This window comes from Aeromonas sp. 2MA4 (assembly GCF_029237305.1).
Taxonomy (GTDB): Bacteria; Pseudomonadota; Gammaproteobacteria; order Enterobacterales; family Aeromonadaceae; genus Aeromonas; species Aeromonas salmonicida.
Genome location: NZ_JAACFY010000016.1, coordinates 102,820 through 114,333, shown reverse-complemented (window position 1 = coordinate 114,333; position 11,514 = coordinate 102,820). Strand labels below are relative to the sequence as shown.

Sequence of the window (11,514 nt, the reverse complement as noted above, 5' to 3'; positions counted from 1 at the left end):
CCAAAGACGGTTAATCGGGCATTTTTATGGTTGTTCACTGGGGCACCTCGGATGATTGGTTTGGTTGGCGCCTCCAGTTTTCCGGGAATGCCCCGAGTGAACAACCTACAGAGAGATCACAGCTAGCGGTGGTACCTTGGCCCGCCTTGATAAACATCAGGCGAGCAGATTTGACGGTGGCGATGGCATCACACTGACCCGCCAAGCGGGTGAGAAAGGCGAGGTCGCTTTCGTTGGTCTGGTCAATGTGGTCGATCAGCTGGCCTTTGAGCGAGTCGCCCACGCAGGGTGTGAGCTGGTAGGGGGCGGCGAGCTGTTCGACGATGCTGTTTATGGTGGTCTGGTGCCAGCTGCGTTCGCGCAGTTTGTTCATGCCGCCGCGCAGATCTGCCGACTTGCCCCGGATGGTGAGCACGTCGGGGGCGCCGTTGTGTTCCACCTCGTCAATTTTATAGGTGCCCTTGTCGACCAAGGCGCTGCCCTGCCAGCCGATGAAGGCGCGCAGGGTGGCGCCACGGCGTGGCATGTCGAGCTGACCATCGCTGTCATCGAGGGTGATCTCGATGGTGTCGGCAGTGAAGCCCCGGTTGTCGGTGATGGTCATCGACATCAGGCGCGGGCGAATGGTGGCAGAGATGTCACTGCCATCGACCAGCACTTGGTAAGCAGGTACCGGATGGCCTTGGCGCAGGGCGTCGAGCGGGTTGGTGATGCCAAGATTGTCGGCCAGACGACTGCCGAACTGGTCAAAGGCGCCCATCAGAACAGCCCCCCGAGTTTATTGCCGACACTGCCGATCAGTTTGCCCACACCCAGGCGGCCGAGCAGGTTGCCCGCCGTGCGGCCCAGCAGGGTGTTGCCGAGGGAGCTGTCGTTGCTATCGACCCGCTTGAGCTTGATGGTGAATTCAATTTTGCGGACCGCGCCATCGTCGAAAAACTCGCTGCGGGTGGTACTGATGCCCTCTATCACGAATGACCCGCGCATCACGCCATCGCCCTGGATCAGGGGAAAGGCTTCACCGCTGTCACCCATCTGGCGCAGCATGTCGAGGGAGACGGGGCCGCCGGTCACCTCGGGCAGCAGCACCCCGCTCAGGGTGCTGGTTTCATCATCCGGGCCGAGGAATTGGTAAGCCGGGCGAGCGCCGACCCGGTTATTGCCCGGGTGGCGCCATGCCCATTCATCTTGTTGGGATTGTGGGGCGACGGTCGAGCGCATAAACACAAACCAGCCCAGGGTCATCATCATGGTGGTTGCTCCTTAGTTGCGATCGCCAAGAGTGGCGCGCTTGCGGGCGGCGGCCTGCCTTTCGCGCTTGTCCAGTTCGCGGCTTACCTCTTGCGCCACGTCGGCGCCGGATTGGCTCGGTTGTTGAACGATGTTGATAGGGGCGTTGATCTCGGTGGTTGACGATGCCCCTCTTGCTGCAACTGGCTTTGCTGTCTGCACAATGCGGGGGCCATCGCGGCCAGTTCCATTCCCATTTACGTTGATCACTTGCTCTCTAACAGTGCGGCTTGCGTCTGCTATTTGGCTCGATGCCACCGGCTGCACTTGCTCGCGGATCCGACGGGTAGTGTCATAGTCGTAACCACTGGCCAAGGCTGGTTGGTTGTAGTTACCAGTCAGGTACCGCGAAGGATTTATGTTGGCCGTGACCGAACCGCCCCCTTTCATCCAGTCAGGCAACAGGTCGGTGAGGGCTTTTATCTTGGCTTTCAGGCTTTCCCATTTGGCGGCGATGCCACCAATCAGGCCGTCGATGATGGCTCTCCCCTTGTTGGCGGCACCGGCTGGCAGGGTGTCGAAGAAAGCCCAGATCTTGCTCCAATGCATGGTGAGCATGCCGATGGGTGTCCAGGAGAAGATCTCTTTCAGCAGATCCCAGTATGCGAGTAACGGGGCTTTGCACTTGTCCCAGAGTTCGCGAAACCATTGGGTGACCCCATCCCAGTTTTTGTAAAGCAGGTAGGCGCCAGCGGCGATCGCGGCAATCCCCATGATGAACCAGCCGATAGGGTTGGTGAGCATGGCCAGGCCGAACTTGAGCATGCCCATGGTCATGAGTTTGATGAAGGTCAACAAGGGCCCCCCCATCGTCACCACCATGCCAAAGCCCATCTTCAACGAAGCCAAGGGGCCGAGCAGTCCAGCCACGATCAGCAGCAACGAGCCACCGGCAGCAGCAGCCACGGCGGTGACGGCGGCAACCTTGGTGATGGTGGCGGTCAGTTCTGGATTGGCGCGCATCCATTCACCGATACCACGGGTCATGGCGGTGATTTGCTGGATCAGGCCACGCAGTGGCCCGTTCTGGGAGGTCATCATTTCGATGTTGAGGTCCTGCCATGCTGAGGTCAGGCCATCGATATCGCCCCGGGCGTTATCGGCCATGACCTTGGCCACTTCGGCAGATTCGCCCTTGGCTTGTTTAATCTCGGCAATCAGCTTTTGCAGATCACCACTGCCGGCTTGGTTGACGAGCATGGCCAGCGCGGCGAATGCCTCTTCACCCGCGATCGCTTTAAAGAATCCCGAGCGTGTGGCGTTACCCAGCTTGGCGGTTTTCTGGTGTAACTCGGTGAGAATATCCGGCATTTCTCGCAACTTGCCGGTGGCGTCTTTGGTTTTTATGCCTAACTCGGCCAAGGCGTCAGCCGCCGCTTTTGGTGGTGCCGCGAGTCGCCCCATGATGGCTCGCTGAGCGGTCCCGGCCATGCTGCCCTGGATCCCTGCATCTCCCAGCTTGCCCGCCATGGCAGCGGAGGTTTCAAGACTGACCCCCAGTTCTGCGGCCACCGGGGCCGCATACCTCATGGTTTCACCCAGCATGTCGAGTGAGGTGTTAGAGCGGGTGAAAGTGGCGACGAGGGCATCGCCGACCCGGTTCATTTCGGCGGCGGGGAGTTTAAAGCCTGTCAGTATGTTGGAGGCAATGTCTGCCGAGCGGGCGATTTCCATGCCGCCCGCTTTGGCCATATCAAGGATGCCGGGCATGGCATCCTTGATTGCTTTGGGGGTGAAGCCTGCCATGGCAAGGAAGCCCTGGCCCCCTGCGGCATCCATGGCGGTGAAGCTGGTAGATGCGCCCAGATCCCGCGCCTGTCGGCGCAGCATGGCCAGCTCATCACTGCCTTTTTGCAGGCGAGTGAGGGCCTGCACCTTTGACATTTGGGCGTCGAAATCCAGACCGACCGAGGCCATGCTGTTGATTTTATAAAGGCCCGCGGCCCCCGTTGCCATGCCCGCGGCGCCATAGCCGGCAATGGTGCCTCGTATGGACATGGTTTTGTCATAACTGGCTTTGATTTGGCTCAGGCGCTTTTGCTGGGCCGCCACTTGCCCGAGCTTGGCGCGCTGCTGGTCGAGTTGGGTGTTGGCAGCGGCAAGGTCGGTTTTGAGTTGACGCTGGTGCTGGCCAAGCTGTTTGGTATTGATGCCTGTTTCTGTCATGGCCCGTTTCAGGCTGCCGTGGCGGGCGACCATTTCACGCTCTTGCTGGGAGAGGTCGCGTACCTTCTGCTTGGCCTGCTCCATGGCGCGGGTCATGGCCTTGGTCGGCTGTTCCACTTTGGCGAACTGCTGGGCCATCTGCTGAGCGTCACGCTGGGCTTGGCTAAGCTGGGCCCGGGTCGCGCCGATCTGGTTACCTAGGGTGCGATAGCCATCAATCTGGCCGCTCTGGGTTTCCAGTTCCTTGATGCGCTTCTTGGTTGCGAGCAGGTCTTGAGCGGTCAGGCGGCTCTGGCCGCTGGCTACTTTGAGGGGGGCGGTGATTTTGTCGACCGCCCCGAGCAGGATTTGAAGTTTGAGAGGGTTCATTGTTCTTCTGCCCCGTTGATGCGGTTGTGTGTTTCAACGAGGCGTTGGTGCCAGCCCATCAGCTCGCTGATTTCCATGGCCGCCATGTCGGACGGCGGCCAGTGGGCGATGATGGCAATCTCTGCCATCAGGTCATCTACGCAGCCAGGTAACCCATTTTCTTCGTCATCAAAAAACCGGCCACCTCACTGCCCAGCTGGACTAAGTCCGCTGGGTCCATGTTGCCAATCTCGGCTTCGGTCAGGATCGGGGTGGTGATGCGGGGCAGCAGTTTGGTGAGGGCGTTGACGTCCATCTGCAGGACGTCGGCCATGTTGAGGCCGCGCATTTCACCCGCCTTGGGCTTGCGCAACTGCACGTCGGCGATGGTGGTGTTGCCGCGCTGGATCGGGGTGTCGAGGGTGACAGTCTTGTTTTCCATGGTGCTTGTTCCTGATGTTGATGTGGTGAGGGCGGCTGTTGGCCGCCCATTGGATTGTTGGGTGGGTTAGAGGCCGATGGCTTTGCGGTGTTCGGCCATGCGGTCGACGCCATCGGGGCCGATCTCGACCATGTTGATCAGGTCAATCTCATGCATCACCTGGCCGTTGACGGTCTCTTTGTAGTAGGTGTTGACCATGCTGACCTTGGCCTGGGTGTTGTCACCTGCCTTGAGGGTGCCCCGGTCGAGCTCTTTGAAGCGGCCACGGCAGACGATCTCTACGGCGACGATTTCACCGGTGTCATCGCGTTGGACGGAACCGGCAAAGCGCAGGCTGGTGCCGTCGGCTTTGGGTTCACCCATGCAGCGCAGGAGCTGGTCGCCGTAGCCGCCGAAGGTGAAGGAGACATCAAGGGCGCTGTCATCCATCCCCATGTCGATGTTGACGGCACCGCCCATGCCGCCGCCGCGATAGGCCTCGAATTTGCGAGAGAGCTTGGCCGGGGTGAAGTCTTCCGCTTCACCGACCCAGTTATCGCCGTTGAGGAAGACGTTCAGTCGTTTGATTTTGCGTGGCAGTGCCATGGTGGCTCCTTATGCTGCAGCCGCGACGCGGGCGCTGAAGTCGATGAGGTAGGAATCGGTGATGCGCTGCTGGAAGCCGAGGTCTTCCAGCGGCGGTACCGGTGTGTAGTTGTAATCGATGCGCAGCTTGCCAGCCTTGAGGGTGTCTTTGTCGTTGAGCTCCTCGTTGTACCAGCAGTCAAAACCGAGCAGGTACCCGCCGGTGACCAGTTCGCGGCCCTTGGCCTTGATGCCCTCGATGATGTCTTTCACCAGGGTCGGGGTCATGGGCTTGTCGACGGCCCACATGTGCGCGTCTGCGATGGTGTCGGCCAGCACCTGGGCGGTGCGGGTGTAGTTCTCGAAGCAGAACAGGGGATCGTCCGAGCAGGTGCGGTTGCCCCAGTTGCGGACCCCGTTGGCCTGGATCAGGCAGGTTACCTCGTTGGCGTTGAGCAGGCCGACTTCGGTGTCGGGGTCTTGCAGATCCCAGAACAGGGACTTGGTCATGCCATCGACCCCGGTCACGCCGACGTTGGACAGGGTCTTGTGCCAGCCGATCTCTTTGTCGATAAGGGCCCGCAGGGCGGCCGCCTTGAGGCAGGCATCGAGCTTGACGCTGGCATTCGCTGCTACGTCCCATGCCGTCCAGTCGGCATGCACCAGCATCAGTTCGCGGCTGGCAAAGTTTTCACGATAGGCCAGCGCAGCCTCGACGGTTTCGGCGATGGTCGGCACGTAGGCAAAGGCGCGCAGTTTTTTGGCCATGCCAGCCAGGGCGGTGGCCACCGGCAGGCTGCAGTTGTCCGGCACGCAGAGAATGCGCGGCTTGACGGTGGTGACCGGGGCGGCCCGTTCCAGTGCCTTGAGGCCGGTGTAGCTGCCATCGGGCTTGATGGTGCCGATGATGTTGCTGGTCAGTTCGGCTGCGTCGGCGCCGTCGGCCACGCGCACGGCGATGACGATGGTGTTGACGGTGTCATAGATGGTTTGCAGCGACTTCTTGAGGTTGCCGTTGCTGCCTGCTTTGGCGATGGCTGCTGGCAGGTTGGCAATCAGCACGGGTTTGTCGAGCGGGAAGTAGGCAGCATCAGCATCGGCGCTGGTGCAGACCATGCCGATCACCGCCGTGGCGACGGTGCGGATGGTGCGGGTGCCCTCGTTGATTTCCACGACGCGCACGCCGTGGTGAAATTGGTCCAGTGCCATAGGTTCTCCTGTTGTCCGGACGGAGCTTTTTGCATAGGTGGTGCATGTGATGCGAGCAGGGTCAGGATGCAGGGGCAGGGGATGACAGGCGAGCGGCGGCCAGTGTATCCGGCGTGGATACACTGGAACGGCGGTGACAAGGGGTTGATGAGCGGCAGTAACGAAACACCCCGCACAGGGCGGGGTGTTGGTTAGGGTTGTGCCAGCCAAGCAGGGGGCGGCGGTATCTCGATGGCGGGCCAGCAGGGGGCGGATGGCAGGTCTCTGAGCTGTTGACGGTAGGCGAGCAGCTCAGTGTACTGCTCTGCCGTCAATGTCTCGCTGATCGCCATATCGCGCAGGGCGCGCAACGAGCTGGCAAGTTGCTGAGTCTGCTGTTCTTGCGTGATCCGTTGTGTCCAATCAATCGTCATGATGTGGTCTCCTTTTCCACTGCGTCATAGGCAGGTAACGGTACCGCGCCATTGACCACGGTCATGGGCTCGGTGAATGCTGCCGGGAAGCGGGTTTCATAGGGAGCATTGGTGCCATAAGGCAGCACCAGGGTGAGGTGAATTTCGCCATCAATCCGGCAGACGTCATCCCCTATGAAAGGACTGTCGATGGCGGTATATGGCAGCACATCCCCTTCTTGCAGCGGAGTGAAATCAATCGCTTCGCCATTCAGGTAGAGGGTGTCACCGCTGACGCGAGCGGTGAGCGGTTCATCACGGCGAGAGGGTGAGAGTGTGATTTTCATGGTGTCTCCTTAATACCAGCGGCCAATAGCCAAGGCAGCGGCTGCATTGGCAGCATCACCAGGCTGAAATACATCCGTGCCTGTGGCGAATAGCCTCAGTTGGGTGGAGGATATTGGCCCATTGAATGCGGCGGCTGGTGCTGCAGCTCTGTTCACTCGCCCAGCGTTTGCACCGACATCAGTCAGTTGTGGCCCTGTGAAAATGACGATGAGGCCTGTGACATGCGGATGTGGTAGCACCCAGTTCTTTTGCATCATGCTTGGTTGAAGATAAGCGATGGATACCAATGCCATGCACACCAGGGTGCCGTCGGCGAATTTGATGTATTCACCGTTGGCATTACTGCCCCGCTCAATGATCGCCCCGGTCGGGATGCCGGCAGTTTGTGACACCACCCCCAGAATATTTTTGCGCTTGTAGTGCTGAGTCAGTTTTTTCGGGGTGACGACCACATCATCTGCAGTGACGGCATCCACTTGTTCCTGGGTAGCCAAGCGGGTAAAACCCTTGGCCGTTTCGCTGGCATCCGGGTGATCGCGGCTTAGCTTGTGGGCTGCCATCACATCATCGACATACTTGCGGGTTGCCAGCACCACGGACGGGTCAATCTTGAGTTCCACCGCGCTGGTGTCGCTGACGATCAGCACAATGCGGATAACCTGGGTGCGGCCTGCGCCACTGCTGAGCAACGGCTTGTAGGTATCCGGGCAGTTGGCGACGGCAATCAGGGTGCCGTCTTCGGAGAAGAGACCGACCTCACGGATCCACCAGTTGCCGACGTCTTCCGGGATGATTTGCTCGGCCACCAGTTGTGCCTGGTTCAAGGGGTCTTGAAACAGGGTGTTGAGTGGGGCGCGGCGATTTTCCCTTATCAGTGCGGTTTGGGCGGCGTTGGGGGTGACCGGTTGGCCATTGCCATCACCGACGGCCATGTGGGTGATTTTCAGCGGGATGCCTAGGGCGATGGCGTTGGCAATTTTGGCCTGCCCGGCATCGGTGGGGATGGCGAAATAGATGGCGCTCATTAACTGGCACCTCCTGTCTGTTGCGGTTGAATGGTCAAGGTGTCGAGGGTGTGAGTGATGCCGCCGTGCCATTGCTGGCCACTGATCTCGATGGCTTCCGGGGTGTAGGGGTAGACGGTCAACTCGTCACCCAGGTAGCAGGCTGCCCCCAGATAGAGCGGGCCACGGGTTTCCATGCTGATGGCAAGGCCGGTCAGGTGGCGGGTCATGGGTTTGGCATCGGCGATCAGCCGTTCCAGCTCCTGGTACATGGCCTCGGTGATACCGGTATCGAGCACCCCGATGTCGAGCTTGAAGGTGCCTGGGGTGGCGTTAGGGGTTTCTTGCCACCATTCGAGCACCCGGATCAGAAAGCCGAGGGGTTCGACCACCCGGCGAATGGCGCCGATGGTGCCCTTGCGGCTGTGGACGAAGTAGCTGTTGGCGATCACCTGGCGCTTGGTGGCCTCTGGCCATTTGTCATCCCAGCGGTCGACGCTCCAACTGGCAGCCAGATAGGGCAGCAGGTGGGCGGGACAGGTCCAGGGTGACCAGAGGGTGCGCAACGGGATCGGCAGCTGTTGGGCCTGCGCCCCAGTGCTGGCCAGATGGCGCTCTGTTCGACTGGTGCTGGGCGGTAGCAGGGTATTCATGCTGCCCGCTCTACGGTGAAGCCGGTGCAGTAGGCTGCCTGGGTTGAGCTGGGGGTGATGTCTGTCCAGCCGATCAGGTCTACCTTGCGCACTCCCTGCACATGGAGGGCGGCATCAATGGCAGAGCGGGGCACTTCGACCCCGATACGGCGACGGGGATTGATGAAGGCGGCCAAGCTGTCGCTGGCCGCTTGCAGGATCACGTCTGCTTCTGCGCCCTGGCTGTCGATGTGCAACTGGGCGTTGATGGTGTAGTTGATGATGCCGGCACTTTGCACGGTGAGCCGGTCGGCCACCGGGCGGACGTTTTCGCCGTTCAGGGCGGCGGTGACTTTGGCGATCAGGGCGGCATCGGCGGTGCCGTCCCCTTCGGTGCTGAGGATGGTGACCAGCGCCTGGGCAGGGGATGGGCTGGAGCCTTTGGCATCCGCCACCTTGCCATCTGCCGAGAGGGCGAAATATTCATAGGCGCCTGTTGGGCCTGCCACGCTGAGGCCATCCCACGCCATCAGGGCACGCAGGCTGAGGGCGGCGTCATCTTCCTTGATTTCTGGCACCGGCGGGGTGGCGGTCGGGTCACCGGGCTGAATAGTGAGGCGCGTCACATTCCAGTTAGCAGCCAGATTGTCGAGATCGGCCCCTTCTGCCCAGGCCAGCATGTTGGCCACGGCGGCTTCGTTGATGCGCTGGCGCAGGATCAGCTCCCGGTAGGCATTTTCTTGCAGCAGCTTGGTTATTGGCTCGGATTCCAGCGCTATGGTGGCAGTGACGGCGGCCTGTTGGTCTGCAGGATAGAGGCTGATGAAGTAGGCTTTTCGCTCTGCGAGGATGGTCTCGAAATCGAGGGCTTCGATTACGTCTGGCTGGGGCAGTTGGGAGAGGGTGATAGTGCTCACGAGGCGACTCCTGTGGGGATGGTGATGCTGGCACTTTCTGTTTTTGAATCTGGCGCGCCGCCATCTTTGCGCTGCCAGGTGAGTTCAACGGTGAGTGAGCCATTCATGCTGCCGCCATGCACATCGACCCGGGTGATGGTGATGCGCGGTTCCCAGTTGATGAGGGCCTGTACGGTGGCGGCCATCAGGCGAAGGCGGGTGGCCTGATGTTGGGGCTGGTCGATGAGGTAAAACAGCTCGCTGCCGTAGTCGCGGCGCATGACGCGAGAGCCCACAGGGGTGATGAGGATGTCGCGCACCGACTGGATGATGTGGTTGGTCGCGCTGATGGCGCGACCGGTCGCAGCGTTCATGCCGAGCCAGTTCATACAGGGCCCCCTGATTGGCCACTGCCTGGTTGCACGTCTTTATGGCCGTGGGTCGTGACTTCGACGTTTCCTATCTTGGCGGCGGTAGCCGTAATTTTGCCGCCGGCGGTGATGGTGGTACCGACCTTGAGCGCCTGGGAGCATTCCACCAGGGGGGTGATCAGCTTGACGGTGACGGAGGCCGAGATATTGGCGGACTTGATGCCGGTGGCGTTGAGTGCGCCTGTGGCCGGGTTGTATTCGATGATGGCGCCGTCACTGTATTCGGTGCGGTCGAGATCGGGGTTGTCATCCTCGCGCAGTGGCTCATCTGCGGCGGTGGCGTTGAGGGAGCCGAGGATATACGCATTACGCAGATCGCCACTGACTGACAACAAGATGACCTGTTCGCCGATGCTCAGGCGGTGACGGGTACGGTTAGCCCCGGCCCGTGCTGTTGCATAGGGCCGCCAGTTGGTGATGATGTCGCCGGTTTTGACACGACATTCCCCGGATCGCACTTCGGTCACGGTGCCGATGCGGATCAGGTTGTCGATCAGGCGTTGGAGTTCAGTCGGGATCGGTTGCATGGGGCCATTGTTTTGGGCAATGGCTGGGAAGGCGAGGGAAAGCCAGTGTATCTAAGGTGTATACACTGGCGCGGATGGTTTACTCTGCTTTAATTACGATACTTTCAACTGCTGTTTGCTTTCCAAATGGGGTCAAGCTCCAGAATAAATGCCCAGCAAGATCAGTTAACTCAATTAACCCAAGAGCTTCAAACTGAAACTTAATTGTCTGAAAACATTGGTCATCAACACTTGAATATTTCATCTGAAATATTTCTCTAGCTAAATGTCCTTTCACATTTTGATCTTGATTTTGTGAAACTATAATAGGTGAAAGTATTTTGAAAATCTCCCCAAATGTCATGGTTTTATTGATGGGGTGTTGTTGGTTACCTATATAGTCAGCCCCCTTCCCACTAATGTTATATGAGTGTGATAGTCCTGCTATATTTTGGATGTTATATTTGGGTTTGGCTGTTAGTTGGTCCATCTCTTTCTTAAGTGACTCGTTTTGTTGCTTTAGTAAAAGTAGTTCAGTAAGTGTTTCATTTGAAGTGACACTATCACCTCTAACCCAACCGACCGCAGGATATGTTTTTATTGTTTGGAGTAAGCTCAGGGCTACAGCACCTGGTAATTCAGAAGCATGTTTCCAAAACTGCACCATTCGGCCAGTACATACTGCACTTCTAAAAATACCGAGCTTTTCACTAAGAGACGAATCCTTATCAGTTTTTGAAACTGGTAGCTGATCTGGGTCTTCATGAATAAGAGCAATTATTTTCATTCCTTTTTCTTTTGCATATAAATACTCTTTTTCAGTATAGCTGAGACCGTCGTCTTGAGATATTGAACCGTAACGAGCACCTAATATCAGCAAGTAATAGTCACAGTCGTCAATCACTTTTTTTATAAATTCAAATTGTTCTTCATCCATAGCTGGAAACAATTCCATTCCGGCAGGAATACAGTCCATCTTCATCAGAGTTTGAATCACAGCACTTCGTTCATCTTTTAGGTCAGTAAATGTTGAACTGACAAATACCTGATAGCGTTTATTCATATTGAACCCCTATGTATCGTTGTAGCAAGAATGCCACGTGCTGCTACATAAGGGCAAATGAAAGGCCCGTATGGGACTTTCATTTTGTGACTGTTGTATCAATGAGTTACCAGCCGATCGCTTTGGGTTTGTGGCGTGTGATAGGGATCAGCTTTGGCCAGTCGCTGTCGCCGTGGGTATTGGGTTGGATATGGCGGGTGCGGTCGGCCAGGATCTAGCGGCC

Annotated in this window: 15 protein-coding genes; all 15 read right to left on the bottom strand. The window is 58.5% G+C overall.

What is annotated here, in order from left to right; all coding sequences use genetic code 11:
- Positions 1–34 precede the first annotated feature (34 nt).
- On the bottom strand, positions 35–760 hold the full coding sequence (locus GWQ31_RS16265; RefSeq protein WP_275909810.1) for a contractile injection system protein, VgrG/Pvc8 family: 726 nt from the start codon (positions 758–760) through the stop codon (positions 35–37).
- Positions 760–1,251, bottom strand: a complete 492-nt coding sequence (locus tag GWQ31_RS16260; protein ID WP_275909809.1) for a phage tail protein — start codon at positions 1,249–1,251, stop codon at positions 760–762. The genes GWQ31_RS16265 and GWQ31_RS16260 overlap by 1 nt, the downstream gene beginning before the upstream one ends.
- Before the next feature lie 12 nt (positions 1,252–1,263).
- A complete protein-coding gene (locus GWQ31_RS16255; protein ID WP_275909808.1) occupies positions 1,264–3,540 on the bottom strand; it encodes a phage tail tape measure protein in 2,277 nt (758 codons plus the stop codon).
- A gap of 281 nt (positions 3,541–3,821) precedes the next feature.
- Entirely contained in the window at positions 3,822–3,953 is a 132-nt protein-coding gene (locus tag GWQ31_RS16250; RefSeq protein WP_099993757.1) for a GpE family phage tail protein, read from the bottom strand.
- A gap of 8 nt (positions 3,954–3,961) precedes the next feature.
- Positions 3,962–4,246 (bottom strand): phage tail assembly protein, encoded by a 285-nt coding sequence (locus tag GWQ31_RS16245; RefSeq protein WP_275909807.1) that lies wholly within the window; start codon positions 4,244–4,246, stop codon positions 3,962–3,964.
- Between the two features lie 66 nt (positions 4,247–4,312).
- Entirely contained in the window at positions 4,313–4,831 is a 519-nt protein-coding gene (locus tag GWQ31_RS16240; protein WP_094697357.1) for a phage major tail tube protein, read from the bottom strand.
- Positions 4,832–4,840: 9 nt separating this feature from the next.
- Positions 4,841–6,013, bottom strand: coding sequence for a phage tail sheath protein (locus GWQ31_RS16235; RefSeq protein WP_275909814.1), 1,173 nt, complete (start codon positions 6,011–6,013; stop codon positions 4,841–4,843).
- Positions 6,014–6,210: 197 nt separating this feature from the next.
- The gene (locus tag GWQ31_RS16230; protein WP_275909806.1) at positions 6,211–6,432 is read right to left on the bottom strand and encodes a hypothetical protein; all 222 of its coding nucleotides are present in this window, start codon (positions 6,430–6,432) and stop codon (positions 6,211–6,213) included.
- Complete coding sequence (locus tag GWQ31_RS16225) at positions 6,429–6,758, bottom strand: hypothetical protein (protein WP_275909805.1); 330 nt, start codon at positions 6,756–6,758, stop codon at positions 6,429–6,431. The genes GWQ31_RS16230 and GWQ31_RS16225 overlap by 4 nt, the downstream gene beginning before the upstream one ends.
- A 9-nt stretch (positions 6,759–6,767) precedes the next feature.
- On the bottom strand, positions 6,768–7,784 hold the full coding sequence (locus GWQ31_RS16220; protein WP_275909804.1) for a phage tail protein: 1,017 nt from the start codon (positions 7,782–7,784) through the stop codon (positions 6,768–6,770).
- The gene (locus GWQ31_RS16215; protein ID WP_275909803.1) at positions 7,784–8,416 is read right to left on the bottom strand and encodes a phage tail protein I; all 633 of its coding nucleotides are present in this window, start codon (positions 8,414–8,416) and stop codon (positions 7,784–7,786) included. The genes GWQ31_RS16220 and GWQ31_RS16215 overlap by 1 nt, the downstream gene beginning before the upstream one ends.
- A complete protein-coding gene (locus GWQ31_RS16210; protein ID WP_275909802.1) occupies positions 8,413–9,312 on the bottom strand; it encodes a baseplate J/gp47 family protein in 900 nt (299 codons plus the stop codon). The genes GWQ31_RS16215 and GWQ31_RS16210 overlap by 4 nt, the downstream gene beginning before the upstream one ends.
- Positions 9,309–9,680 carry a GPW/gp25 family protein gene (locus tag GWQ31_RS16205; protein ID WP_275909801.1) on the bottom strand — a complete coding sequence of 124 codons (372 nt, stop codon included), beginning with the start codon at positions 9,678–9,680 and terminating at the stop codon, positions 9,309–9,311. Before GWQ31_RS16205 ends, GWQ31_RS16210 begins: the two co-directional genes overlap by 4 nt.
- Positions 9,677–10,249 (bottom strand): phage baseplate assembly protein V, encoded by a 573-nt coding sequence (locus GWQ31_RS16200; RefSeq protein WP_275909800.1) that lies wholly within the window; start codon positions 10,247–10,249, stop codon positions 9,677–9,679. Before GWQ31_RS16200 ends, GWQ31_RS16205 begins: the two co-directional genes overlap by 4 nt.
- A gap of 79 nt (positions 10,250–10,328) precedes the next feature.
- On the bottom strand, positions 10,329–11,291 hold the full coding sequence (locus GWQ31_RS16195) for a DUF4062 domain-containing protein (RefSeq protein WP_275909799.1): 963 nt from the start codon (positions 11,289–11,291) through the stop codon (positions 10,329–10,331).
- Positions 11,292–11,514: the final 223 nt, after the last annotated feature.